This window comes from Sphingomonas sp. (genome assembly GCF_030145815.1).
Lineage (GTDB): Bacteria > Pseudomonadota > Alphaproteobacteria > Sphingomonadales > Sphingomonadaceae > Sphingomonas.
On record NZ_JAIXHL010000003.1, the window covers coordinates 220,562 to 245,625 of the forward strand.

The 25,064-nt window shown below is 65.9% G+C and carries 25 protein-coding genes and 2 tRNA genes; 15 read left to right on the forward strand and 12 right to left on the reverse strand.

Features of this window, described 5'->3' with window-relative positions:
* Positions 1–1,383, forward strand: a complete 1,383-nt coding sequence (locus KYX69_RS04125; protein WP_300494067.1) for a pyruvate dehydrogenase complex E1 component subunit beta — start codon at positions 1–3, stop codon at positions 1,381–1,383.
* 42 nt (positions 1,384–1,425) lie between these two features.
* On the opposite strand, the gene KYX69_RS04130 is transcribed toward KYX69_RS04125, so the two are convergent.
* The 3 genes from KYX69_RS04130 to KYX69_RS04140 are packed head-to-tail and all read right to left on the reverse strand — an operon-like array spanning position 1,426 to position 4,894.
* Entirely contained in the window at positions 1,426–2,088 is a 663-nt protein-coding gene (locus KYX69_RS04130; protein ID WP_300494070.1) for a pilus assembly protein, read from the reverse strand.
* Complete coding sequence (locus KYX69_RS04135; RefSeq protein ID WP_300494072.1) at positions 2,085–2,855, reverse strand: TadE/TadG family type IV pilus assembly protein; 771 nt, start codon at positions 2,853–2,855, stop codon at positions 2,085–2,087. The genes KYX69_RS04130 and KYX69_RS04135 overlap by 4 nt, the downstream gene beginning before the upstream one ends.
* Complete coding sequence (locus KYX69_RS04140; RefSeq protein ID WP_300494075.1) at positions 2,852–4,894, reverse strand: TadE/TadG family type IV pilus assembly protein; 2,043 nt, start codon at positions 4,892–4,894, stop codon at positions 2,852–2,854. The genes KYX69_RS04135 and KYX69_RS04140 overlap by 4 nt, the downstream gene beginning before the upstream one ends.
* Before the next feature lie 109 nt (positions 4,895–5,003).
* On the opposite strand from KYX69_RS04140, the gene KYX69_RS04145 reads away from it, so the two are divergent.
* Together KYX69_RS04145 and KYX69_RS04150 are read left to right on the forward strand one after the other, a co-directional pair.
* A complete protein-coding gene (locus KYX69_RS04145; RefSeq protein WP_300494077.1) occupies positions 5,004–5,648 on the forward strand; it encodes a hypothetical protein in 645 nt (214 codons plus the stop codon).
* A gap of 57 nt (positions 5,649–5,705) precedes the next feature.
* The gene (locus KYX69_RS04150; protein ID WP_300494079.1) at positions 5,706–6,188 is read left to right on the forward strand and encodes an EF-hand domain-containing protein; all 483 of its coding nucleotides are present in this window, start codon (positions 5,706–5,708) and stop codon (positions 6,186–6,188) included.
* A 1-nt stretch (position 6,189) separates the two neighbouring features.
* Here KYX69_RS04150 and trmFO read toward each other — a convergent pair whose 3' ends face one another.
* A complete protein-coding gene (gene trmFO, locus KYX69_RS04155) occupies positions 6,190–7,542 on the reverse strand; it encodes a methylenetetrahydrofolate--tRNA-(uracil(54)-C(5))-methyltransferase (FADH(2)-oxidizing) TrmFO (RefSeq protein WP_300494082.1) in 1,353 nt (450 codons plus the stop codon).
* Positions 7,543–7,681: 139 nt separating this feature from the next.
* On the opposite strand from trmFO, the gene KYX69_RS04160 reads away from it, so the two are divergent.
* Positions 7,682–8,326 carry a lysoplasmalogenase family protein gene (locus tag KYX69_RS04160; protein ID WP_300494085.1) on the forward strand — a complete coding sequence of 215 codons (645 nt, stop codon included), beginning with the start codon at positions 7,682–7,684 and terminating at the stop codon, positions 8,324–8,326.
* Here the strand turns inward: KYX69_RS04160 and KYX69_RS04165 are convergent.
* The 3 genes from KYX69_RS04165 to KYX69_RS04175 all read right to left on the reverse strand — a co-directional run bounded on the left by KYX69_RS04165 (position 8,293) and on the right by KYX69_RS04175 (position 9,780).
* Positions 8,293–8,715 (reverse strand): hypothetical protein, encoded by a 423-nt coding sequence (locus tag KYX69_RS04165; RefSeq protein WP_300494087.1) that lies wholly within the window; start codon positions 8,713–8,715, stop codon positions 8,293–8,295. The two genes, KYX69_RS04160 and KYX69_RS04165, sit on opposite strands and share 34 nt — an antisense overlap.
* Positions 8,716–8,780: 65 nt before the next feature.
* Complete coding sequence (locus KYX69_RS04170) at positions 8,781–9,155, reverse strand: hypothetical protein (RefSeq protein ID WP_300494089.1); 375 nt, start codon at positions 9,153–9,155, stop codon at positions 8,781–8,783.
* A gap of 76 nt (positions 9,156–9,231) precedes the next feature.
* Positions 9,232–9,780, reverse strand: a complete 549-nt coding sequence (locus KYX69_RS04175) for a MarR family transcriptional regulator (RefSeq protein WP_300494092.1) — start codon at positions 9,778–9,780, stop codon at positions 9,232–9,234.
* A 160-nt stretch (positions 9,781–9,940) separates the two neighbouring features.
* Here KYX69_RS04175 and KYX69_RS04180 point away from each other — a divergent pair, with 160 nt between their 5' ends.
* Both KYX69_RS04180 and KYX69_RS04185 read left to right on the forward strand, forming a co-directional pair.
* Positions 9,941–10,576 (forward strand): hypothetical protein, encoded by a 636-nt coding sequence (locus KYX69_RS04180; protein WP_300494095.1) that lies wholly within the window; start codon positions 9,941–9,943, stop codon positions 10,574–10,576.
* A gap of 54 nt (positions 10,577–10,630) precedes the next feature.
* Positions 10,631–10,990 carry a DUF6665 family protein gene (locus KYX69_RS04185; protein ID WP_300494098.1) on the forward strand — a complete coding sequence of 120 codons (360 nt, stop codon included), beginning with the start codon at positions 10,631–10,633 and terminating at the stop codon, positions 10,988–10,990.
* Here the strand turns inward: KYX69_RS04185 and KYX69_RS04190 are convergent.
* Positions 10,933–11,280, reverse strand: a complete 348-nt coding sequence (locus tag KYX69_RS04190) for a DUF952 domain-containing protein (RefSeq protein WP_300494101.1) — start codon at positions 11,278–11,280, stop codon at positions 10,933–10,935. The two genes, KYX69_RS04185 and KYX69_RS04190, sit on opposite strands and share 58 nt — an antisense overlap.
* Positions 11,277–14,027, reverse strand: a complete 2,751-nt coding sequence (gene gyrA / locus KYX69_RS04195) for a DNA gyrase subunit A (protein ID WP_300494104.1) — start codon at positions 14,025–14,027, stop codon at positions 11,277–11,279. Before gyrA ends, KYX69_RS04190 begins: the two co-directional genes overlap by 4 nt.
* 263 nt (positions 14,028–14,290) lie before the next feature.
* Here gyrA and KYX69_RS04200 point away from each other — a divergent pair, with 263 nt between their 5' ends.
* Complete coding sequence (locus tag KYX69_RS04200; RefSeq protein WP_300494107.1) at positions 14,291–15,556, forward strand: hypothetical protein; 1,266 nt, start codon at positions 14,291–14,293, stop codon at positions 15,554–15,556.
* A gap of 54 nt (positions 15,557–15,610) precedes the next feature.
* Here the strand turns inward: KYX69_RS04200 and KYX69_RS04205 are convergent, their stop codons facing one another.
* Positions 15,611–16,072, reverse strand: a complete 462-nt coding sequence (locus KYX69_RS04205) for an Lrp/AsnC family transcriptional regulator (protein ID WP_300494111.1) — start codon at positions 16,070–16,072, stop codon at positions 15,611–15,613.
* Between the two features lie 191 nt (positions 16,073–16,263).
* On the opposite strand from KYX69_RS04205, the gene KYX69_RS04210 reads away from it, so the two are divergent.
* The 4 genes from KYX69_RS04210 to KYX69_RS04225 all read left to right on the forward strand — a co-directional run bounded on the left by KYX69_RS04210 (position 16,264) and on the right by KYX69_RS04225 (position 19,786).
* Positions 16,264–18,516, forward strand: coding sequence for a histidine kinase dimerization/phospho-acceptor domain-containing protein (locus tag KYX69_RS04210; RefSeq protein WP_300494113.1), 2,253 nt, complete (start codon positions 16,264–16,266; stop codon positions 18,514–18,516).
* Positions 18,517–18,526: 10 nt separating this feature from the next.
* A complete protein-coding gene (locus KYX69_RS04215; RefSeq protein WP_300494116.1) occupies positions 18,527–19,567 on the forward strand; it encodes a polysaccharide deacetylase family protein in 1,041 nt (346 codons plus the stop codon).
* 19 nt (positions 19,568–19,586) lie between these two features.
* A tRNA-Ile gene (locus tag KYX69_RS04220) sits at positions 19,587–19,663 on the forward strand.
* Between the two features lie 46 nt (positions 19,664–19,709).
* Positions 19,710–19,786, forward strand: a tRNA-Pro gene (locus KYX69_RS04225).
* A 54-nt stretch (positions 19,787–19,840) separates the two neighbouring features.
* On the opposite strand, the gene KYX69_RS04230 is transcribed toward KYX69_RS04225, so the two are convergent.
* Complete coding sequence (locus KYX69_RS04230; protein ID WP_300494119.1) at positions 19,841–20,137, reverse strand: sulfatase-like hydrolase/transferase; 297 nt, start codon at positions 20,135–20,137, stop codon at positions 19,841–19,843.
* A 140-nt stretch (positions 20,138–20,277) separates the two neighbouring features.
* Positions 20,278–21,213: a formylglycine-generating enzyme family protein gene (locus KYX69_RS04235; RefSeq protein ID WP_300494202.1), complete on the reverse strand. Its 936-nt coding sequence runs from the start codon at positions 21,211–21,213 to the stop codon at positions 20,278–20,280.
* 362 nt (positions 21,214–21,575) lie between these two features.
* Here KYX69_RS04235 and KYX69_RS04240 point away from each other — a divergent pair, with 362 nt between their 5' ends.
* The 4 genes from KYX69_RS04240 to KYX69_RS04255 are packed head-to-tail and all read left to right on the forward strand — an operon-like array spanning position 21,576 to position 25,030.
* Complete coding sequence (locus tag KYX69_RS04240) at positions 21,576–22,787, forward strand: nucleotidyltransferase family protein (protein ID WP_300494121.1); 1,212 nt, start codon at positions 21,576–21,578, stop codon at positions 22,785–22,787.
* Between the two features lie 16 nt (positions 22,788–22,803).
* Entirely contained in the window at positions 22,804–23,781 is a 978-nt protein-coding gene (locus tag KYX69_RS04245) for a hypothetical protein (protein WP_300494124.1), read from the forward strand.
* Positions 23,778–24,833 (forward strand): 50S ribosomal protein L11 methyltransferase, encoded by a 1,056-nt coding sequence (locus KYX69_RS04250; RefSeq protein ID WP_300494126.1) that lies wholly within the window; start codon positions 23,778–23,780, stop codon positions 24,831–24,833. Before KYX69_RS04245 ends, KYX69_RS04250 begins: the two co-directional genes overlap by 4 nt.
* A 50-nt stretch (positions 24,834–24,883) precedes the next feature.
* Entirely contained in the window at positions 24,884–25,030 is a 147-nt protein-coding gene (locus tag KYX69_RS04255; RefSeq protein WP_300494129.1) for a hypothetical protein, read from the forward strand.
* The last annotated feature ends 34 nt before the right edge of the window (positions 25,031–25,064 follow it).

Here is a 25,064-nt window from a genome sequence, read left to right on the forward strand (position 1 = left end):
ATGGCGATCGAGCTGAAAATGCCCGCGCTCTCGCCCACGATGGAAGAGGGAACCCTCGCCAAGTGGCTGGTGAAGGAAGGCGATACGATCAAGTCGGGCGACATCATCGCCGAGATCGAAACCGACAAGGCGACGATGGAATTCGAAGCCGTCGATGAAGGCACGCTGGCGCAGATCCTGGTGGCCGAAGGCACCGACGGCGTGAAGGTCGGCACCGTGATCGCGACGATCGCGGCCGAGGGCGAGGATGCTTCGGCTCCTGCGCCTGCCGCTGCTCCGGCACCTGCGCCGGAAGCGCCCAAGGCTTCGGAAGAGCCGAAAAAGGCTGATAGCGGCACCAAACAGCTTGCCAGCGACAAGGCGGCAAGCGTGGCCGATCCGGAGGTCCCGGCGGGCACCGAGATGGTCAAGACGACCGTCCGCGAAGCGCTGCGCGATGCGATGGCCGAGGAAATGCGCTCGGACGATCGCGTGTTCGTGATGGGCGAGGAAGTCGCGGAATATCAGGGCGCCTACAAGGTGACCCAGGGTCTGCTCGACGAGTTCGGCCCGCGCCGCGTGATTGACACGCCGATTACCGAGTACGGCTTTGCCGGCATCGGGTCGGGCGCGGCGATGGGCGGCCTCAAGCCGATCGTCGAGTTCATGACGTTCAACTTCGCGATGCAGGCGATCGACCACATCATCAACTCGGCTGCGAAGACCAACTACATGTCCGGTGGCCAGATGCGCTGCCCGATCGTGTTCCGTGGGCCGAACGGCGCGGCGAGCCGCGTCGGCGCGCAGCACAGCCAGAACTACGGCCCGTGGTATGCCAGCGTTCCGGGCCTGATCGTGATCGCCCCGTACGATGCGGCGGACGCCAAGGGCCTGCTCAAGGCGGCGATCCGGTCGGAAGACCCGGTCGTGTTCCTCGAGAATGAGCTGATGTACGGGCGCAGCTTCGACGTTCCCAAGCTGGACGATTGGGTGCTGCCGATCGGCAAGGCGCGCATCGTCCGCGAGGGCAAGGACGTCACGCTGGTCAGCTATTCGATCGGCGTCGGCGTTGCGCTCGAAGCCGCGGAGAAGCTGGCGGGCGAGGGCATCGAGGCGGAGGTGATCGACCTGCGCACGCTGCGCCCGCTCGACACCGACACGGTGCTCAAGAGCCTGAAGAAGACCAACCGCATGGTGGTGGTCGAGGAAGGCTGGCCGGTCTGTTCGATCGCCTCGGAAATCATCGCGGTGTGCATGGAGCAGGGCTTCGACGATCTCGACGCCCCGGTGATCCGCGTGACCAACGAGGATGTGCCGCTGCCTTATGCCGCGAACCTTGAAAAGCTCGCGCTGATTACCGCCGACAAGGTGGTCGCCGGGGTGAAGAAGGTTACCTATCGCTGAGACTTGGAGCCCCTCTCCTGACGGAGAGGGGCTTAATCCCATTCAGCAGGTCGACGCGGTTTCGCCGCTGACCTGGTGCACGCCATTGGTGCCGCCCACGGTATCGCGGCGATCGCGCACCATCATCGATGCTTCCTCACGGAAGCTCGTGTTGGGGGCAAGGGCCGCGCGGAACAGCGGCTGATATTCGTAATAGACTTCGACATACATGGTGACGCCATCGCTCGGTGCGGTCGCGAGGCGCCCGGTCTTGCCCATGCCATTGAGGTTTGCGGTGCCCGCCGCGCCATAAGCAGACGCCTGCGATGTCTTGTTGCCGCGGCAGCGTTGCCAGCGGATGCGGTTCTTGCCGCTGTTGGCGGGATCTGGCTCAAGGCTCGAGATGATCACCCGACCGTTGCGGAACAGGTCCAGTTCCCCCGACTGGAGGCCGGCGCCGGTCAGCAGGTCGTTGATATCGGCTTCGCTGATCGTCTTTGCCTGAAGCTGGCTGCCCGACCCGATCCGCGCGGCGTTGTCGGCAAGGTGCAGCGCGATCTGGCTGATCCGCATCCGGCTGGTGATGTAGCTGGTCAGCTCGGCCCCGACGAGGCTGAGCGTCAGCAGCAGCGGTAGCGACAGCGCGAATTCGAGCAGAGCAAGGCCGCCCTGGTCCCGCCCGAGCGTTCGCAGGTTGCGGCGCTGCCAGGAGAGGCGGGCGCTCACAGCAGACACAGCCCTAGCAATCCGAGGCCACAGCTTGCCGTAGGGGTCGGGCTCGGCGTGGGGCTGGCCGAGCTGCTGGAGGTTGGCGTCGGAGACGGGGAACCGGTGTTCACCGGCGTCGGCGATGCCTCGATCGCAGCGGGGCAGTTGCGGACCTGGCTGCTGCCGTAGCTACCCTGATCGCCATAAGGCTGGTTGCGCAACACGGTCGACGCGGTGACTGTGGTCGTGCGCGACCCGCCGATCAGATTGTAGAGCGGGAAGACGCGTGGATAGCTGGCGGTGACGGTGTAGAGCGTCGCGTCCTTCGCGCCACCTTGCCCCGCATTGCCGCCGTCACGGTCCCAGGCGTTATTGCGGTTGGCGTCCTGATAGGGTTCGCTGCCGTCGCAGACGCCATTGCCGTTGGTGTCGGTCCAGGTTTCGGCACGGGCGGCCGAAGCCTCAGAGAAAGTGCGGTAATAGCGGCGGTTGATGGTGATCGTGGCGTTGTTCGCCAGCGCCTTGACCTGCGCTTTCACCTTCTCGTCCAGAGCATTCTGCGCCGACACTTCGCTAGCGCTTTCCAGCGTGGAGTCGCGCGCGGTTTTCTGCACCACGCCCTGCAGCGCTGCGCGGGTGTAGAGCGTATGGGCGACGTCGAACGCGCCCAGCAGCACGAGCCCAAGGACGGGTGCCACCATCGCAAACTCGACGATGGTGGCACCCGACTCGTCGCGCCGGAGCGCGCCGGGGGCAAAGCGGCGGAGGGAGAATCGCCGCTTCACCGGGTAAGCCTCAACTGAGAGATCTGGTCCGCGATCGAGCGGAAGGTGTTTTGCAGGTCGGTCGCGTTACGCGCGGCGAAATAGCGGCCGGGCGTGGCGCAGCTTTGCATCATCCCCTCGATGGTCGTGCTCGACGCGCCGAACCAGATTACCCAAAGGGTAATGTTCTTGTTCTTGACCGCCGTGCAGATCGCCTGGGTGCGGGCATTGACCTGCTGCGTGATCGTGCCGGTGGTCAGACAGCCCCCGGTGGGCGCGCTCGATGGGTCGGTCGTGCGGCGGTCGAGCCACGGGAAGCCATAGGCCGCATAGTCGGTGTCGCCCGTGCAGGCCTCACCGTCGGTCATGAAGATCAGGTGGCGTTCGATCTCGCCGCCCTGCGAGGTGTATTCATTCTCCGAGCGAAAGATCCCGGTCGGCGAAATGAAGCGCGCGCCCCACAACAGGCCGATGTCGTGATAGGTGTTGCCGTTAGGGGTAAGGCCATCGACATAGGATTCGAAGGTCGAGGCGGTCGGCCACGACTGGAGCTTTTTCGCCTCTTCCGGGCAATAATAGGGGACATTGTTGTAATAGTCGGCCGTCGTAAGCGCTTCGTTCCGGTCGAGTTCCGACCAGTAATATTGCACGTCGCGCGCAAAGATCGCGCCGGGAAGGGCCGGTCCCCACAATGTGCTCGGGTCGCCCGAATTCGGGACGAGATCGATGTCCAGATCCTTGGCCCCCGATGGGATCGGGCTGTAGCTGGATTGCGAGACCGTCTGGCGCTCTTCGATACAGCCGTCCCAGGTCAGGCTGCGCGCGGCACCCTGATAGCCGATCGGCAGGCTGACCGAATTGTTCCAGCTGGTGCCGTTCTTCAGGCCGCTGATATTGTGCGTGATCTGGGCATAGCGCCAGCGGTTGAAGGTCTGGGTGGTCGTCTCGGTCCCGGTATCGGTGCGCGTCCAGTAACGCGTGACCACCACGTCACGGCTGCGCCGCTGAATGCGGCAGCGATCGTCACTGCTGCGATAGCTGGCCCGGTATTCGTAGCGCCAGCCGTCCTGCTGAGTTTCCCAAGTGGTGGTGCGTGGGTTCCCGCTTCCTTCCTGATAATTTTGGGTCGAGGGCGATCCGGTGTAGTTGATTTCACCGTCCGGCGGCACCTGGCTGCTGCACCAGCTGCTGGTGACGTCATAGGTCGTGCTGATCGTGCTCCAGCCGCTCGTGCTGCCCTGCTGAATGTTCGGGCTGCCGGTTTCGGTTGCGCTGCCCTGGCTCCACGTCGTCGAGGTCGACGTGGTGAACTGCGCCTCGCGCGACTGGTAGGGCCAGCTATCGGCGATGAAGCTGGTCGGCAGCAGCTTTCCGACGTTGACGTTGGTCGCATAGGGCATGAAGCCAAAGCGGATCTGGACCGTGCTGCTGGTCCCGCCGGATGGCGCGCCGCCTGCGCAATTCTCCGCCGTGTCGAGCCGCGCGACGATTTCGTAGAAGCACTTCACCGCCGACTTGAGCGCTTGCATCTTGGTCTGGCTGTCGGTTGAAACCGCCTTGCTGCCCATCGACCCGGTCGTATCGAGCACGAACATCACGTCGGTGTTGGGCAGGCGCATTTCGGCGTCGCAGGTGACGCTGAGCGTTTCGGTCGTCTTGCCCAGCACGCGCATCAGCGTCATCGGCAGCGTGGCGCTGGCGGTGCCGGTGACCTTGCCCGCGCTTTCGGTGAAGCTACGCGTGACCGAGGCTGCACCATAAGGGCTGGCCTGAATGTTCGCGTCAAAGAAGCGCTCGGCCGCAGTCCGCGCCGCATAGCTGTTGAACGCCCAGGTACCGCCGCCCATCTGCTTGCGCCCGGCGAGCGCGCCGGCGTCACAGGCATGTTGCAGGCGCGTCTTGACGATGTACATGCGGCTCAGATCGACACCGCCGCCGACCATGCCCGCCAGCGGGATCAGCGACGCGGCAATGATTGCAAGCGTGTTGCCGCGCTTGTCGCGCGCAAGTGCAGCCATGCTGCTGCGGGCGCTGGTCAGGACGGTTGAGCGCGACGGCATGCTATGGGATCCCCGGTTCCTGGATCCGCTATGCGCGAAATTGGGCTAACGGGGATTGAAGGCGCATGGTTAATGCTGGGGTTACCAATATGTGGCGCGGAGCGGGCCGGTGATCGACGTCGAACGGCGGTTGGTGCTGACCTATATGCCGACGCCTGAAGCGAGGGCGGCGCTGGCGGCGCTGTTCGCGCTGGACGACAAGCTCGCCGAGACACTGCGCACGACCAGCGAGCCGATGTTGGGGCAGATCCGGATGCAATGGTGGCAGGATGCGCTGGCGAAGCTCGACAGCGCGCCGCCGCCGCCCGAGCCGGTGTTGCAGGGCGTGGCGCGCGATGGCTTGCATGCCGGGGTCACCGGGGCGGCGGTGGGAGAGATCGTCGACGGCTGGCGCGTGTTGCTGGAGGCTGAGCTCGATGATGCGGCGCTGCGGGCGCATGGGGCGCGGGGGCGGGCGCTGTTTGCGCTGGCCGGGCGGGTCGCGGGGGCGGCTAAAACTGATCCGCTGGAGCTAGCGGGAGAGGGGTGGGCGCTGGCCGACCTTTCCGTGAAATTGAGCGATCCAGCCGAGGCTCTGGCGGCGCGCAGGATGGCGGATGCGGCACTGGCACAAGCCTGTTCGGCCCGGTGGAGCCGGAATGGGCGGGCGCTGGGGGCGATGGCGCAGCTCGCCCGGATGGATCTGGCAGGCGTGCCGGTCGGAGCGCCGAAGCGGACGCTTCGGGCATTGTGGCACCGGATTTCCGGACGCTGAGCGCTTGCTGCCGCTGGGGAAGGCGTTAGCCTGCTGCTGCGACGGGGGAGAGTCGGGATGTGGCGGTATCTGGCAGGCGGGGTTGCGGCGTTGTTGATGGCGGGAGCCGGGGTGTTCCTGTTTCAGAGCCGGGCGACCCCCGATCCGTTGCCGACACCGCCCCCGGCCCGAACTGCCCAGGCTGCGGCGGAACCGGAGGCTGAACTGGCCGAGGTTCCGCAAGCGCCGGACCGGACCCGGGAGGAAAAGCGGTTCGATCGCAACGACAAGGACAAGAACGGGCTGATCTCGCTCGCCGAACTGCAACAGCCGCGGCGCAAGGCCTTTGCCAAGCTGGACAAGAATGGCGACGGGCGGCTGTCGTTCGAGGAATGGACGGTGCGGACCAGCGACAAGTTTGCTGCCGCCGACAAGGACAAGTCGGGCACGCTGACCCGCGCCGAATTTGCCACCACCGCGCCGAAGCGTAAGCCCAAGACCACCCCGCGCTGCGATTGCCGGGCCGAGGTGGCCAAGGCGCTGGCCGAGGCGGAGGAGTAGCTCAGGCCGCCTTTAGCCATTCCGCAAAGGCCGCGCGGGCGCGGGCGGTGTAGAGCAATTTGCGGTCTGCCTTTTTGGTCCGACCCTCGATCGGGGGCATCAGGCCGAAATTGACGTTCATCGGCTGATAGGTCTCGACCTCCGCCCCGCCGGTGATGTGGCCCAGCAGCGCGCCGAGCGCGGTTTCGACCGGGGGTGGCGTTAGGTCGCGGCCGAGAATTTCCGCCGCGGCAAAGCGGCCAGCGAGCAGGCCGATCGCGCTGCTTTCGACATAGCCCTCGCACCCCGTCACCTGTCCCGCGAAGCGGATATGCGGGCGGCTCTTCAGGCGCAGCGTCGGATCGAGCAGCTCGGGCGAGCGGATGAAGGTGTTGCGGTGGAGGCCGCCGAGCCGGGCGAATTCGGCATTTTCGAGGCCGGGGATGGTGCGGAACAAGCGGACCTGCTCGGCATATTTGAGCTTGGTCTGGAACCCGACCATGTTCCACAGTGTGCCGGTGGCGTTGTCCTGGCGCAGCTGGACCACGGCATAAGGCCAGCGGCCATTGGGGAATTCGTCGCACGCGGTGCGCGGATCGTCGAGCCCGACACCCTTCATCGGGCCGTAGCGCAGCGTATCGACGCCGCGCTCCGCCATCACCTCGATCGGCATGCAGCCTTCGAAATAGGGGACGTTTTCCCAGTCCTTGAACTCGGACTTCTCGCCATCGAGCAGGCCCTGGTGGAAGGCGAGATACTGGTCCTTGGTCATCGGGCAGTTGATGTAATCCTTGCCATTCCCGCCCGGGCCGACCTTGTCCCAGCGCGACTGGAACCATGCCTTGTCCATGTCGATGCTCTCGAAATGGACGATCGGGGCGATGGCGTCGAAGAAGGCGAGGGCGTCGCTGCCAGTCGCCGCGCCGATGCTGTCGGCAAGGCCCGGCGCGGTGAGCGGACCGGTGGCGACGATGGTCAGCCCCTCGGCCGGGAGCTGGTCGATGCGTTCGCGCACGATGGTGATGTTGGGATGCGCCTCAAGCGCGGCGGTGACGCCGGCGGAGAAATGGTCGCGGTCCACGGCGAGGGCGGAGCCGGCCGGCACCTTATGGGCATCGCCCTGCGCCATGATGAGTGAGCCAAGGTCCCGCATCTCCTGGTGCAGCAGGCCGACCGCGTTACGCTCGGCATCGTCGGAGCGGAAGCTGTTCGAACAGACCAGTTCGGCGAGGCCATCGGTGTGGTGCGCGGGGGTCATGGTTCCGCTGCCGCGCATTTCGGAGAGTTTGACGCGGATGCCGGCATTGGCGAGCTGCCACGCCGCTTCGGACCCGGCGAGGCCGCCGCCGATGATATGGACTTGATGGTTACTCATAATGGATAAAGCGGACACTGTCCTGAGCGGAAGCAGACAATAATGCGTGTTGTCGTGCGCGCGGTTGACACTTGTCCGGCGGTGCCGGACGCTTGGCCATGCCTTACGCCAGACAGGGGCTTGTAGGAAAGGGGATGGGATGGGGTGGCTGTTCGGGGCGGCGGTGGTCGCTGGGGCGAGTTACTGCCTGGAGGCGTGGGGGCTGGTCGATCCGGGGGCGTGGGGGCCGGTGTGGAAGACGGGCGGCGTGGCGTTGCTGGCGATCTGGGCGACGACGCGGGCGCGGGGCGCGGACGGGTGGTTGCTGACGGGCGCGCTGGCACTGGGGGCGCTGGGTGATCTGTTGCTGGAGACGCATGGGCTGGTGGTCGGCGGCGCGGCATTTGCGGCGGGGCATGTGGTGGCGTGCGTGCTGTATCTGCGCAACCGGCGGGCGGAGCTGACGCCAAGCCAGAAGGCGTTCGGGTGGCTGCTCGCGCCGGCGACGATCGGGATTGCGGCGCTGTTTGCGGCACCCGGCGGCGGGGCGGTGCAGGCGGGGGCGTATTCGGCGTTTCTGGGCGTGATGGCGGCGCTGGCGTGGACCAGCCGGTTTCCGCGCTATCGTGTCGGGCTGGGCGCGGTGTTGTTCGTGGTGTCGGACCTGCTGATCTTCTCGCGCTTTGGGCCGCTTGAGGGGTCGGTGGTGCCGGGGTTGCTGATCTGGCCGACTTACTTTGCGGCACAGGCTTTAATTGCTTGGGGGGTGAGTCAGGCGCTGTCGTCGGACCAGCTTGTGCCGTAGCGGACGATCGTCGCGCAAATGGCGCCGGTCGAGATCAAGGCGAAGCCGATCGGCGTGGAGGGGGCGAAGTCGAGCGCCATCGCGCCAGCGGCTGTAGTCGCCCCGCCAATGAGCGCCCATGATGCCGGATGCGCCAGTCCAGGGTTGCGCGCTGCGATCCACCCCATCGCGGTTCCGCCCAGCCACACCGGAATCACCGCCAACATCGACCCGAGCACGATTGACGCCGCCATTATCGGCAGCATCACCGCACCATCGGCGGCGGCTGGAGGGAGTGCCATTGGTCGGGTTGCGTCGAGCGCTAGCGGCGCAAAACCTAAGCTCAACAGAAAGATCGGCCCGGCGGCGAGGGTGGCGATGAAACCACCGCGATAGAAGCGGACGTACATTGATGTTCTCCAACAATGGTCTGGCGGGCCTACGGCGCATCCCTCGCGAGATGCGCCGCGCTCGGTCAGGCAATGGCCGGCCGGGCTTCGTGCGTGAGCCAGCTGTTCACCTTGCGGCCGAACTGAGCGATCGCGCCCATGTTAAAGAAATGCATCGCGCCGAGCACGATCACCGCCAGGCCCACCTTGCTGCTGAGGAAGCGGATCGCTTCCGGAACGGTGGTCGGTTCGCTGCCGAGGCTGAGCGTCAAGGTGATGAAGCCGAGGTTGATCAGGTAGAAGCCGACAACCAGCAGATGGTTGGTCGAATTGGCCAGCGTCTCATTCTGGCCGAAGCACTGCATCAGGAACACGATGCCGTTGCGGCTCAGGGTCCGCGCGACCCAGATGGTCAGCGCGATGGTGATTGCGAGATAGAGCGCATAAACGGTCTCGATCATCGTACTTCTCCTTGCTGTTATTTCTGTAAAATAAGAAATTGATGGTTATGCGAATGTCGGGTGAGCAAAGCGATGTTCAGTCCTTCTTGGAAGCCCCCGGAATAAACCGCGCCACTTTGCCGCCCAGCTTCATCAGCGTGACCAGTGTCGGCTTGGGCAGGACGCGGACCTGGTCGTACCAGCCGCCGAGTGTGCCGATGAATTCGTGCATCCGCGTGACGCGCTCGCGGACCTGGGGCGGGGCGCTCTGGTCGGCGGCGAGGCGCTGGGCGAGTTCGCCGAGGAGGTGGACGGTGGGGTCGATCTCGCGCCGTTTGCGCTCGGCGACGATGCGCATGAGCATGTCCCACAGGTCGGTTTCGGCGACGAAATGGTCGCGGCGATCCCCCTCGACATGCACGCGGCGGACGATGCTGTAGCCCTGCAGCTCCTTGAGCCCGGTCGAGACGTTGGAGCGGGCGAGGCCGAGCGTCTCGACGATCTCGTCGGCATGCAGCGGGCGGTCGGCGAGGTAGAGCAGCGCGTGGATCTGCGCGACGGAGCGGTTGACGCCCCAATGCGTTCCCATCTCGCCCCAGTGGAGGATGAAGGCCTTGGCGTCGGGATGCTCTGCGAAACGGGTCATGATGTAATTTCTGTAATTACAGAAAATGATGGAGTCAATGGCTAGGTCGCGTAGGACGCGAATTCAGCCGCTGGCCCATGAGGGACCTGTCAATGCAAGCGACACCGGATATGATCTTCAAACGGTGCCGAGTTGTCGGCGGCCAACGGGGAGGTCTGCAATGTCCTATCAACTGAACATCACTTTTGATGAGGAGGCGCTGCAGCGCGTCTATGCTAAGGGGCAGGCGGTGACCCTAGCCCGGATTGCCGATTCCACGCCGCCGTCGTCGACGACCATCGCATGGTTGATGAACGCGCCCTTCAACAACAACGTGATCAGTTGGGACGAGGCGTATCAGATCTATGTCAACAACAGCACGCTGCTGAAACCCGGTGCCAGTATCCATCTGCTCGGTGTTACGCCGGGCAAGTTGGGTGGCCGATATAGCTTTGCCGACGGCGCATTTGCCGTCGATCCTGCGGGCGCCAACCCTGAGGGATTTGAGTTGCGCAATGAACAGGACGGTCCCGTCGTCCTGGGGCTGGCGTTGAAGGCGCGCGTCAATGGCACCGACGCGCTGGCCGCGACGAGCGCGTTCGAACTGCGCGGCGGCGAGGCGCGGAATGTGTCCCCGGGGACTATGCTGGCGATTTTTCTTGCGACCTATCTGGACGACGGGACGGTGCTCCGGATGATCCCGACCGATGCATTGAAGCTGGACCTGAGCGCGCAGGGGCCGATGATCACAATCGCCTATAACACCGCCACTGATCAGTTCGAACAGTTACCCTCTGCACGCTCTGCTGATGCTTGATCTCCCTGCATTTGGGATGGTGGTCGGTCGCGAGGTGGCCCCTATATAATCGCGATGCGCATCCGCCCGCTCTCGCCCTCGTCCCGCGTCGAAGAGGTTCACGCCGAGTTTCAGCGTGAGGTGCTCGCCGAGAAGGCCGCCACGCTCGGCCGGGCGGGGCGGGTGCTCGAGGCGGCGCTGGCGGCGCTGCGTGACGCCGGGCCGGACGCGGATCGCGTCGTGCTGGTGCAGGCGGCGGCAGATGCGGCGCACCGGTACCTGATCCAGCGCGAGGTGTGCGGTATCCACGGGCTAGGTGCACCGTTGGATGACTTTGCGGTGCCGGGTGAAGTGCGGGTACGGATCGGGGCGCGGCCTCAGCCGGCGACCGGCAATGCGACCGAGCCGTCTTCGCTGCGTTCCAGCGGCGAATAGGCGATCACGGTTTCCAGCGTCAGCGTGCCGTAGAGGTGCGGGAACTCCGCACCGCCGCGTGAGACTTCCCAGCGGATCGCGTCGCCAAGCGCCTCCAGATCGACTGCCGCAACCCACAGGTCCGGCTGATCGGCGAAGTGCTTGTCGACGGTCTCGGTCAGCTGGGCAGCGGTGGAGAGGTGGATATAGCCGTCCTGGATGTCGATCGGTGCGCCTTCGAAACTGCCCGCTTCAAGGTCGGCCATCTGGGGGGAAGTGAGCACCTTGTAGGCGGTGGAGGGGCGGGTCATTCCCCGCCCTCCGGCCCGGCGGCTAGGTCGTCGCCGGGGGTGGCATCGGGCAGAGCGGCGGTTTCGGTTTCGCCGTCGGCCAGGTTGACCTCGGCGTCCTCGTCGCTTTCCTCGATCCGGGCTGCCGAAACGACATGCTCGTTCTGTGCGACGTGGAACAGGCGCACGCCGGCCGACCCACGCCCGATGACGCGCAGCGAGCCGAGCGGCAGGCGGATCATCTTGGCCTGATCGGTGACGAGCATCAGCTGGTCCGACTGGGTCGCCGGGAAGCTGGCCAGCACCGGGCCGTTGCGGGCAATGTTGTCGATATTGGTAATGCCCTGACCGCCGCGACCGGTGCGGCGATATTCATAGGCCGAGCTGAGCTTGCCATAGCCGTTGGCGCAGATGGTCAGGATGAACTGCTCCGCCGCACGCAGCTCCTCGAACCGCTCGGGCGACAGGTCGGGCTCGCCTTCCTTCTCCGCCTTCCACGGGGCGAAGCGCAGATAGGCCTCGCGCTCTTCGGCGGTGGTGCCGACGCGGTGGAGGATCGACAGTGAGATGACCTGATCGTCGCCGAGCAGGCGCATGCCGCGCACACCGGTCGAATTGCGGCTCTGGAACTCACGCACTTCGTCGCCGGCGAAGCGGATCGCCTTGCCCGCGCGGCTGGCGAGCAGGACGTCGTCGCCCTCGTCGAGCAGGGCGACGCCGATCAGGCGGTCATCCTCATCCTCGCCCTCGAACTTCATCGCGATCTTGCCGTTGCTGGGCACGTTGGTGAACGCGTCCATGCTGTTGCGGCGGACATTGCCCTTGGCGGTCGCGAACATGACGTGGAGCTTGCCCCACTCGCTCTCATCCTCAGGCAAAGGGAGGACGGTCGAGATGGTTTCGCCGGCTGCGAGCGGCAGCAGGTTGATCATCGGGCGGCCGCGCGTGGCGGGGCCGCCTTCGGGCAGCTTCCACACTTTCATGCGATAGACGCGGCCGAGGGTGGAGAAGAACAGCACCGGGGTATGGGTCGAGGTGACGAACAGTTCGGTGATCGCGTCCTCGTCCTTGGTCGCCATGCCGGCGCGGCCCTTGCCCCCGCGTGCCTGGGCGCGGAAGGCGTCGAGCGGGGTGCGCTTGATATAGCCCTGCATGGTCACGGTGACGACCATGTCCTCCCGCTCGATCAGGTCTTCGTCCTCGATGCCGTCGGCGGCGGCGGCGATTTCGGTGCGGCGCGGAGTGGCGTAGAGGTCACGGACGGCGACCAGCTCCTCACGCAGCACTTCGTAGAGCTTCGCGCGGTTGGCGAGGATTTCGAGCAGCTCGGCGATCGAATCGGCGAGTTCCTTGAGTTCGTCACCGATTTCGTCGCGGCCGAGCGCGGTCAGGCGGTGCAGGCGCAGGTCGAGGATCGCGCGGACCTGAACGTCCGACAGGCGATAGGTGTCGCCCGAAACCTCGGTCTCGACCGCTTCGACGAGGCGGATATATGGCGCGATCTCGGCGATCGGCCAGTCGCGCATCAGCAGCGATTCGCGCGCCGCAGCGGGGCTGGACGAGCCGCGGATGATGCGGACGACTTCATCGAGATTGGTGACCGCGATGACCAGGCCGAGCAAGATGTGCGCACGGTCGCGCGCCTTGGCGAGTTCGAACTTCGAGCGGCGGGTGATCACCTGCTCGCGGAACTTGACGAACGCCTCGATGATGTCGCGCAGGTTGAGCAGTTCGGGGCGACCGCCGCGGATCGCGAGCATGTTCGCCGGGAAGCTCTGCTGCGCCGGGGTGTTGCGCCAGATCTGGTTGAGCACGACTTCGGGGGTCGCATCGCGCTTGAGGTCGATGACGATGCGCACGCCTTCGCGGCTCGACTCGTCACGGATGTCGCTGATCCCCTCGACCCGCTTTTCCTTGGCGGCTTCGGCGATCTTTTCGACCAGGGCGTTCTTGCCCTGCTGATACGGGATTTCGGTGAGGACGATCGAGCGGCGCTCACCGCGCTGTTCGGTGATGTAGCGGCTGCGCACGATGATCGAGCCGCGGCCCGACTGGTACGCGCTGCGGCAGCCCGAACGGCCGAGAATCTGCGCGCCGGTCGGGAAGTCCGGACCGGGGACGATCTCCATCAGCTCTTCGATCGTGATCGCGCCATTGTCGATGTACGCGAGGCAGGCGTCGACCACTTCGCCGAGATTATGCGGCGGGATGTTGGTGGCCATGCCGACCGCGATGCCGCCCGCGCCGTTGACGAGCAGGTTGGGGTAGCGGGCGGGCAGGACGGTCGGCTCGCTTTCGGAGCCGTCATAATTGTCCTGGAAGTCGACCGTGTCCTTGTCGATATCGTCGAGCAGCGACATCGCGACCTTGGCCAGGCGCGCTTCGGTGTAGCGCATCGCGGCGGGCGGATCGGGGTCCATCGAGCCGAAATTGCCCTGGCCGTCGATCAGCGGCACCCGCATCGCCCAGTCCTGGGCCATGCGCGCCATCGCGTCATAGATCGAGCTGTCGCCGTGCGGGTGATATTTACCCATCACGTCACCGACCAGGCGGGCAGACTTGCGATAGGCGCGGCCGGGGAGGTAGCCGCCCTCCTGCGCCGCATAGAGGATGCGGCGATGGACCGGCTTCAGACCGTCGCGAACGTCAGGAAGCGCGCGCGCCACGATCACGCTCATCGCGTAATCGAGGTAGCTGGTCTTCATCTCGTCGACGATCGAGATGGGGGTGATATCGGAAGGGTCCGCGAGGACGGTCTCGTCGGTCAAGTTGCGATGCTTTCGATGGGTTGTGTCAGTGTTGTGACCGCTCTAGCCGTCCCGTGACCACCTGCCAAGCCCGCGCACCCGCGTGCGCGCGCACGCGAGGACTGGCGGCAGGGCGTCTCATTTCGGGAGCCCGCGCATTCAAAATGCGTTCAGCAGACGGGTGCGAAAGCGCGAACCGCGATACACCGCCTTGACCGGGCGGGACGGATTACTAGAGCGGGTCGAGTCAACCGCTACGCACAGATGCGTGAGGAGAGTTCCGGATGAAGTCTGTTTCCAAGGCTGCGCTTGCCGCGGCGGTTCTGCTGGCCGTGCCCTTTGCCGCGTCGGCACCCGCCGTCGCACAGAAAAAGCAGAAGGAAGAGGCGCCCAAGTACAAGCTGAGCGACGCCTTCCGCAAGTCGGCGACCGAGATCGAGGCGCTGATCAAAGCCAAGGACTATCAGGGCGCGGCGGGCAAGCTGGATGCGCTGGAGGCGCTGGCGACCAATGACGACGAGAAGTTCTTCGTCGCCAATTTCCGCCTGACCACCTCGGCGAACCTGAAGGACAATCCGACCACCATCCGCGCGCTCGACGCGCTGATCGCCAATCCGAAGAGCGATCCGGCGAATCTGGGTCAGTATTATTTTTTCCGCGGCGACATCACGCAGGGCATGAAGAAGCCGGCTGAGGCAATCCCGTTCCTGCTGAAGGCGCGTGAGCTGGGCTATGCGCCCAACGGTGCCAACCTCAACCTGCTGATCGCACAGGCACAGTTTGATGCCGGGCAGCTGGAAGCAGCGGTGAGCAGCATCGACGCCGCGATCAAGGTCGAGGAAGCGGCTGGCCGCAAGGCGCCGGTGGCATGGTACCGCATCGCGGTCGACCGCCTGTATCGCGGCGGCAAGAAGGCAGCGGCGAGCGAGTGGCTGGGGCGTCAGATGGCGGCCCACCCGAGCGCCGAGGGCTGGCGCGCGACGCTGCTGATCTACATGGAGCAGACCCGCGAAAAGGGTGTGCCGATGGACGCCGACCTGCAGCTCGACGTGCTCCGCCTGATGCGCGCGGCAAAGGCGATGGGCGGCGAGTTCGACTATCAGGAATATGCCGATCTGGCGCAGCGCCGCGGCCTTCCGTGGGAAGCGAAGGCAGTGATCGAGGAAGGTCGCGCGGCAGGCAAGATCCAGGCGACCAACGTGGCGATCAACGAGCTGTATCGCTCGGCAGTGGTGCGCGAAAAGGCCGAAGGGTCGCTGAGCGCCGAGGAAAAGACCGCCACTGCCGCAGCCAATGGCACGGCGGCGAAGAATGTCGCTGACGCCTATCTGGGCAGCCGCAACTTCACCAAGGCGGTCGAACTCTATCGCGTCGCGCTGCAAAAGGGTGGGGTGGACGCCAATCTGGTCAACACCCGCCTGGGCATCGCGCTGGCAATGCTGGGCCAGAAGGACGAAGCCAAGGCAGCGTTCGGGGCGGTGACCGCGCCGCCGCGTAATGAGATCGCCCGCTTCTGGACGACCTGGCTCGATCAGGCTCCGGCGGCCTGATTTCACGCTTACACCGAACCATGAGGGGCGGCCGCAGTGCCGCCCCTTTTTGATTCAGTCGACCGGTACGCCCGGCTGCGATTTCGACGTGCGGATGGTGAGCGACGTGCGGACGTGCGCGACATTGGGCGCGGTGGTCAGGCGGGTCGTGAGGAATTGCTGGAAGCTGCTGAGGTCGCGTGCGACGATCTTCAGGATGAAGTCGATATCGCCGTTGAGCATATAGCATTCGCGAATCTCGGGGATCGCGGCCACATGCGCCTCGAACGCCTCAAGATCGGATTCGGCCTGGCTTTTGAGGCTGACCATGGCAAAGACGGTGATCGTATAGCCCAACCAATTGGGGTCGAGATCGGCGTGGTAGCCGCGGATCGCGCCCTTTTCTTCCAGCGCGCGGACCCGGCGCAGGCATGGTGGGGCGGTCAGCCCGACGCGATCGGCCAGTTCGACATTGGTCATCCGCCCGTCATTCTGCAGATGTGCCATGATCTGACGGTCGATATCGTCGAAAGCCATTGATAATTCCCCTGCGCCACATGATTCGGTCGCACTGCGCGGGTTAGACATAATATAATTACTTGCAAGCGCAATTGTCCCACTATGCGACGGCACGCTTTCGGGACGAATTCTCCTGTTTCCACGGGGGCTTCGCGCGGGTTAAGGAATCCTTACCGGCCGATTTCCGGCCCGACTGGGCAGACCGTTTTTTGCGTTACGACGACACCCTGGAGACCGTTCTGGCCGGCGATGTTTCGACATCGTTCGGTAAGGCGTCGGCGTGGCGTCAGCTGGTCGACCTGATCGGTCGGCGCCGGATAGCGGCGGATGCGCGCGCGTTCAACCTGCTGCGCAGGATTCGCGACGATGTGCCGATCGGCGTGCGGGCGGCGAGCGCCCGTGCGCTGGAACATGGCAACCCGCCCGCGCCGCTGGTCGCCCTGTGCGCGCTCGACCATATTTCGGTCGCCGCGCCGCTGTTGCGGACGGCGCGGATGACGTCGGGGGAGTGGGTCGAGCTGTTGCCGCGCCTGTCTGCGGCGGCGCGATCGGTGCTCCGCGCCCGCCGCGACCTCCCGCCGGGAATCGAGCGCGCGCTGGAGACGTTCGGGCCGGTCGATTTCGTGGTGACGGGGACAGTTGCGGAACCGGAAGTACTGGCACCGCACGAGCCGAATGCGGCGGCGTCCGACGCGGATCCTTTGGCAATGGTCGAACCTGACGCGGAACCTGTCGCCGAGAGCGATGCCGGACCGGGGGCGCTGCAGCCGTTGGCGGTCGAGCTCGATCCCGTCGCGGTAGATATGATCGCTGCCCCCGAGCCGGGCGCGGAATTCGACGCCGACCCGGTGGGTGTCGTTGAGCCGCTCACGCCCGTCGTGGTGGATGCGGAACCCGCGCCGGTTGCTGATGCTCCGCTCGCTGCGGTCGATCTGCCGATCGAGCCGGTCGCAGCCGTCGAAGGTTCGGACGCCGCTGCCATCGCGAGCGGCGGATCGGTGCTGGATGCGGTGGCGCGGGTCGAATCGCGGGTGCGGATGCGGTTGCGTCCCGTGCTCGAACCGGTCGAGCCGCCGCAGGCCGCCGAAGTGCCCGCCAACACGCTGCCCTTCGTCTCGGTCGGCGCGGCGGCGCTGGCGATCCCTGTGGTGGCCCGTGCGCTGGAGGGTGAGGGGCAAAGCGAGCCGACCCCCGAGTCCGAGCCGACCCAAAGCGGGACCGACGCCGAACCGTCCGTCGCATTGCCCCTTGCTGCCGAGTCCAGCGACGGGCACGGCTCGCACATGGATGACGTTTTCATTCTGGGTAGCGCGCAAGGCGATACGATTGCGCCGGACACGCCGCACGACGAACCGGCGGGGCCGTTCGAGATCGCCGAGGTCGTCGCGCGGATCGACGCCTTTTACACGTTGCAGCAGGAGCGCGCCGCACACGCGCCGCAACCGTTGCGCGTCGACGGATTCCGCTTCGAGACCGACGAGCAGGGCGTGATCCGCTGGGTCGAGGGCGTGTCGCGCGCGCCGCTGATCGGCCTGTCGCTGGAGCTCAATGCGTCGGACGGCGCTTCGCGCGCCGATGGCGTTGCGGCAGGAGCGCTGCGTCAGCGCGCCGTGTTCAGCGATGCGCGGCTGATCGTAGTTGGCGGATCGGATGCGGCCGGCGAGTGGCGGATTTCGGGTGCGCCGGCGTTTGACCGCGCGACCGGGCGCTTCTCGGGCTATCGCGGCACTGCGCGCCGCCCGCGGCGGGAGGAAAGCGCGGTGCCTTCGACGCCGCCGCCATCCAGCCCAGCGGCGGATTCGCTGCGCCAGTTGATGCACGAGCTGCGCACGCCGACCAACGCGATTGCCGGCTTTGCCGAGATGATCGAGCGCGAGATGCTCGGCGATGCGCCGCCAGTCTATCGCGAACGCGCGGGGACGATCCGAATGCACGCGCGCGCGCTGCTCGCGGCGATCGACGATCTGGATATCGCGGCGCGGATCGAGGCATCGGCGCTGACGCTCGGTTCGAGCGAGGTGACCTTACGGCCGTTGCTGTCGCGGATCGCCGACGATCTGGCGGCGCTGGCGGAGCTGCGTGGGGCCTGGATCGCGCTGCCGATCGACGACCCCGTGGTGCGCGGCGATTCGCGCGCGATCGAGCGGATGCTGTCGCGCCTGCTCGCCACCCTGTTGTCCGCCGCGCGCGATGGCGAACGGGTCGGGATCGCGATTGAGGAGGTTGGCGGGCTGGTAGCGATCGCATTCGACCGGCCCGACGCGTTGGCGGCGTATGAGGGCGACGCGCTGTTCAACCTCGATGACGAGGATGAAGACGCGGCGCTGCTCGGCACAGGCTTTGCGCTGCGGCTGGTGCGCAACATCGCGCGCGAGCTGGGCGGAAGCCTGACGGTCACCGACGACGCGATCACCGTCGAGCTTGCCGCGATGGTAACCAAGTCTTTGGAACAGGCGCGCTAAACCAGCGCCTGTGAAGAACGCAGCGCAATCCCAGCCCGAACCGGGCGGCTATCGGCCGCCTGCACCGCCAGCCGACGCTGCCGTGCTGTGGCCGGACAGCTTCGGCACGCGCTTTGCGGTGTTCGTTGACACCGAGGAAGAGTTCGACTGGTCGCAGCCACTGGCGCGCGAAAACCGGGGGACGCGGGCGATGGATGCCTTGCCCGGCATCCATAAGCTGTTCGCCGATCATGGCGTTCCGGCGACCTATATGATCGACGATCCGATCGTCCGCTGTGCGCGCTCGGTCGATATTCTGAAAGAAATCATCGCGGATGGCGGCTCCGCGATCGGGTCGCAGCTCCACCCCTGGGTCAACCCGCCGCATGACGAGACGGTGAGCCCGCGCAACAGCTTCCTCGGCAATCTTCCGCGCGCGTTGCAGGGGGCAAAGATCGCAGCGCTGACGGACGGGATTGCCGACGCGTTCGGGCGGCGGCCGTTGATGATGCGCACCGGGCGCTATGGCCTTGGCCCCGACACGCTCGGCCTGCTGGCGGCGGCGGGGTATCGCGTCGATACCTCGATGCGGTCGGGTTATAGCTATGCCGTGGAGGGCGGGCCGGATTATCGCGCGATCCCCAACCACGCCTTTGCGACGGGTGAGGGCGATCTGATCGAGATTCCGCTGACCACTATTTACACCGGCGCGTTGCGGCGCGGCGGGATCGGGTTGCATGAGGCGCTGGGCCGGGTGCCGCGCGGGCGGGGCATTGCGTCACGGCTCAAGCTTTCCTCCCGCGTCGCGCTGACGCCGGAAGACATGCCGATCGCGCTGGCGCTCGACGCGATTCGGGTGGCGGCGGCCGATGGGGTGCGGTTGCTGATGTTCTCCTACCATTCGCCATCGGCGGCGCCGGGCTACACGCCCTATGTCCGCGATGCGGCGGAGCTGGCCGGATTTCGGCGCTGGTGGGAGCGGGCGTTTGCCCTGCTGGACAAGCTTGGGATCGCACCGGCCTCGCACGATCAGATTCTCGCGGCGCTTGCGGGGGCGAGCGATCGCCCGTAATCGGCGGGTCGCGCTGGCGGGGCCTGTAGCTCAATTGGTTAGAGCTGGCCGCTCATAACGGCTAGGTTGCGGGTTCAAGTCCTGCCGGGCCCACCAGCGCATTGCCTTTAGGGTCAGACCTGTATAGGCGACCCGCTCGCGTCGGGGAGTGGCGCAGTCTGGTAGCGCGCCTGCTTTGGGAGCAGGATGTCGCAGGTTCGAATCCTGTCTCCCCGACCATTACCGCGAAAGCGTCGGACTTGCTGCACTGGCCGCTCCCGCGAACGCGCGCTATCACCGCCGCCACATCCAGTTGGGGGCATGATGGCACGGGCACCGAAGGCGGCGAATGGCGGGGATTTGGGGTTTGAGGCATAGTTGTTCGCGGCGGCGGACAAGCTGCGCGGCAATACTCTGGCCAGTCAGTATCGTCGCCCGGCTCGGCGAACAAAGCGAGTGGTGACGACGGCGTTGGGGAAATACACCCCTTCCTTCCGCCAGCCGGTCGATGTTCGGGGTTTTGAGGCCGGGCTTGAGGAACCCCATCGTGTCATGGCGCAGGTCGTCGACCAGCACGAAGACGATGTTCATTGGATTGCCCTCACGCGCGCGGGCCGGCGGGGTCTGATCCTTACCAAGGCGCGGTGCGGGCTGGTTGCTCGCCTATGCCGCGGTGGCCAGCAGGACACCCACCGCAAAGGCGGCGGTGCAAAGCGTGGCGCGCGGGCGGGTCATGATGGCATGTCCTCCTGATTGTCTCGGATGATGCAACGAAAGCCGATATGGCTGGTCGAGCTGTCCACCGACTGCGGGTGGCGTGCGGCTGGCCGATAGCGCTGGCAGTAATTGGGGGCGCAAAGATGCGATCCGCCCTTGATCACCTTGCGGCCGATCGGGACGTGCGGGGTGCAGGGATCGAGGCTTCCGCGCTCGCTGCCGCCGCGCGGGTTGGACGGCACGCAACAACTACCGGCAGGCTTCTGTTCGGGCTGGTGCAGCGCATACCAGTCCGCAGTCCATTCCCAGACATTGCCGATCATGTCGAACAGGCCATAGCCATTGGGCGGGTAGGTGCCGACCGGGGAGGTGCGCAGAAACCCGTCGGTCAGCAGGTTCTGATGCGGAAACGCGCCCTGCCAGAAATTGGCCAGCATCGCGCCCTGTGGCGCCAGTTCGTCGCCCCAGGCATAGTCGCTGCGATCAAGCCCGCCGCGCGCGGCAAATTCCCACTCGGCCTCGGTCGGCAGCGCCTTGCCCGCCCAGTCGGCATAGGCCTGTGCGTCCTCATAGGCGATATGCACGACGGGATGGTCCCACAAATCGTCCAGCGTGCTGTCCGGGCCGTGCGGATGGCGCCAGTCGGTGCCGAAGCTGAATTCCCACCAGCGCGCAAAATCGCGCAGGTCGACCGGGCCGCGCGTCGGCATGAACAGGAGCGAGCCGGGCTTGGCGAGTTCGGGGGGCATGCCGGGATAATCGGCCGGGTCCGGCGCGATTTCGGCGAGCGTGCGGTGCCCCGTCGCGTCCACGAACCTGGCGAAATCGCGGTTGGTGACGGGCGTCTCGTCGATCCAGAAGCCATCGACCCGCACCTGCCGGACGGGCTGTTCCTCAGGGTAAAATCGGTCCGATCCCATGGCGAAGACGCCGCCCGGAATATGCCGCATGGCTTCGGTCGATGGGGCGCTGATCTCATTCATCGCAGGCTGGTCCGCTGTTGGTCGCAACGGTCATGCGCTGCTGAGGCGGACCTTATCACCGCAGCTGCTCCAGTCCGCAAAGGGGGATCGACGGGGCTGTCACCGATGAAGCCGTTTATCATGCGGATGCCACCAAAGCTGATCGTTTATTGCGATGTAGCGTCACCTATCGAAGCTTCGGCGATAGTCGCCCGCGTTGGGAGGCGCGATCGATAGGCCCCCAGCTTGGACGCCATAGTGGATGTCATAATGTGGAGCGCATGGTAGAGACGTGCGCACGTCCTTGCGCGGTGTCGCTGGCGGGAAGGCGCGTAACTGGAAGGTCCATGATGTTCGCGGTCGCAGCGCAATCCCGGGTGGATGACGAAGTGCCCCTCCCCGGATTCGCGCCAGAGTTGCGGTTCGTCGTTGCGGCGGCGCGATTGGCGAGTGGCGGTGCGGCAGGGCCCACGCTGGACCGAGCTGGCGCCCAGGTACGCAATTGGGACATCGTGCATCGCGGGCTTGCGCATCATGGTCTGGTCGGTCTTGCCGTTCCCGGGCTGTTGCGCACGCGCGCGGTGCCGGCGGCGATGGCGGCGCTGTTGACGTCGGAGCATGGCGCGCATGTCGTGGGCGTAATGCACCGGATGCGTGAGCTGGTGCGGATCGGGCGCGCGCTCGATGCGGCGGGAATCCGGCATCTGTTCATCAAGGGCATTGCGCTGTCGGTTCAGCTGCATGCCGACCCACTTGTGCGGGGCGGGCGGGACATCGATGTGATGATCGAGCGATCGCGCCTCCGGGATGCCGAGCAAATTCTGCGCGACTTGGACTATGAGCTGCCGATCCATGCGACCCCCGCCGATCCGGACGTAACCGAACCCGCCAAGGAAAGCGGTTGGGTGCATCGGGAGAGCCGCATCCTCGTCGAGCTGCACGATCGGTTGTGCGATAATCATGCGCTGTTGCCGTGGGATTTCGCGACATTGTGGGCGGAGCGCGAAACCGTGACGATCGGCGGGATGGCGGTGCCGACGATGGCGCGGCGGCGGCTGCCCGTCTATCTCGCGGTGCATGGCATTCGGCATGGCTGGCAGCGGATGTTGTGGCTGGTCGATCTGGCGGCGGTGCTCGACACATCTGAAACCTGGGACGTTGCCCTCGACGATGCCGCCGCGCAGGGGCTGGAGGGCATGATGCTGCATGTCGGCTGGGCGCTGCATCACTGGCTCGGTCGGCCGGTGCCAGCCGAGATATCGGCGCGCGGGCGGCGGCGGGTCGATGTGCGGTTGCTCAACTGGCTGGTCGCACGGTTTCAGCACGGACCGGACTGGTATGAGACGCTGCCGCGCAATTCGGTGCGGCGCTTCATCGCCGGAAGCGTGTGGAGTCGGGCGATCACCTATATGATGAAGCCGTCCGGCGGGTTTTGGCGGCGTCAGCTCGCCTTCGATCTCAGCTCGCCGCAAGACCGCGCCGCATTCGCGCTACCCGATCGGCTGAACTGGCTTTATCCGCTGATCCGCCCGTTCGGCTGGGCGATCCGCCGCCTGCGTTGATAAGCTTCGGAGCATCGTGACCCATTTCTACAGCTTTGGCGGCCTTCGGATCCGCTCCGCCATCGAACTCCCGAGCCTGGTCCTGGCCGACCCGGCGGATACGGGCTGGGCGGGTGAACTCGACCTGCGGGTCGAGGTCGGCGCCCCGGTCGAGCACGCCGAGGTCAGCTATGAATGGCGCAACGGGTATCGCATGCGGATCGGCGAGAGGGATGGACGCTGGCTGATCCGGTCGCGGTTCGAGGGGAGTTTCCTGATCGACCGCGATGGGCGCGCCATGACCCTGATCGTCGACGCCTTGCCGCCCACAGTGGCAGCGATCGAGATCCTGTTGCGCCGCGTGCTGACGCGCGTGCCGATGCTGCAGGGCGCGATTGCGATCCATGCCGCGTCGCTGGTGCAGGATGGCGGTGGCATGCTCTTGATCGGGCGATCGGGCGCAGGGAAATCGACGCTGTGCGCTGCGCTGACCGTGCGCGATCGCTGGCAGATCCTGGGCGACGATACCGCATTGCTGTGGCATCCCGACGCGCCGATGCTGGGGGCAGGGGCGAAGAGCGTGTGCCTGTGGCCGGATTCGCGCGACGGATTGGCGTTCGCCCCGAACATGGCGGTGCCGCTGGCCAGCGCGACAGGGAAGGGGCGGTCGCCGGTCGCGGCTGGTGATCCGCCGCCGTTGACGCCGCTGCGCGCACTCGTCTTCCTCGACCGCCGCGACACTGTTTCCGAGCCGCATCTGGAGCCGCTGGACATTGCCGAGTCGATGGCGCTGATCGTGCCACAGATCATCCATTTCAACCCGAGCGGCACAAGCGTCGCGGAGCGCATCCATGCCGTGTCCGGGCTGCGCAGCGTCTTGCAGGCGCGCCCGGCAGTTCGATTGGTGTATCCCAGCGATTATGCGGCATTGCCCAAGGTTGCAGCGATGCTCCGCAGGTTCCTGTCCGAGGTCGCGATTGCTTCGGCGCAGCAGTCAGCTAACGATGTCGCATGACCAACCGTATCGCGCAGCTCACCGCCTTGTTGCCCAAGGTGTCCGACGATCCCCGTGCGCTGATCGCGATTGCGCGCCAGATGATCGCAGCCGGCGACCGGCCGCGCGCCGTTGCGCTGGCGGAACAGGTCCATGCGATGACCGGCGGCCGCGGCGAGGCCGGGGTGACCGCCGCCGAGATTTTGAGCGACGGCGTGTTCAGCTGGCACTTCGTCATTCCCCGCGACCGCGCGCGCAACGATGCGTATGAGCAGGCGTTGCTCCGCGCCATCCGACCCGGATGCCGCGTGCTGGAGATTGGGACCGGCACCGGGTTGCTGGCGATGATGGCGGCCCGTGCGGGCGCGACGGTTGTGACGTGCGAGGCCGACGCCGCCATCGCCTCGGCGGCACGCGATGTGATCGCAGCGAACGGCTATTCCGACCGCGTGACCGTGGTGAGCAAGCATTCGACGGACCTTGATCCAACCCGCGACATGGGTGGGCTGGCCGACATTCTGGTGTCGGAGATCGTCAGCAACGACCTGCTGAGCGAAGGCGTTCTTGGCGCGCATGAGGATGCAGTTGCCCGGCTGCTTGCCCCCGATGGCGTGGTCATCCCCCCGCGCGGCACGATCCGCGTTGCGCTCGCCCGCGATCTGCGCGACCGCGCGCCGCGCCTCGGCGAAGCGAGCGGGTTCGATCTCAGCGCGTTCAACCGCCTCGCCGCGCCCAACGAGTTGGTCCGCGTCGGCATGGATCAGGTCGCGCTGTGCAGCGCGCCGGTCGATCTGTTCAGCTTCGACTTCGCTACCGCCGATCCACGCAAGCCCGAGCGCCGCGAACTCGACATTCCCTCACTCGGGGGGCGGATCGATGGTATCGTCCAGTGGATCGCATTGGAGATGGATGCCGTTGGGCGCTACGAGAATCGCCCGGAATCGGGGACGGCGTCTTGTTGGGGGGCGCTGCTGTGGCGGTTTCCCGAACCAGTCGATACGGAAAAGAGCGATACCGTCACGGTCGGCGGCGCACATGAGCGCGATCGTGTTCGGCTATGGGTATCGGATTGATTCCTGCTCGCTTGGGTGATAGTCTTAGCCCTCAATAAAAGGTGGGCATCATGGATCAGCTTCCGCAGAACGAGCATACCGTCGCCCCGACGGAGGCCGAGGAATGGGTGAAGCCCGAGATCGCCAGCTTCCTTCCCGCAAAGGCAGCCGAGGGCATCGCCTATCGTCCGACCGACGGCCTCAGCAACCTGACCTGAACATGTTTCTGTTGTCCCTGGCGGATGACGAGCG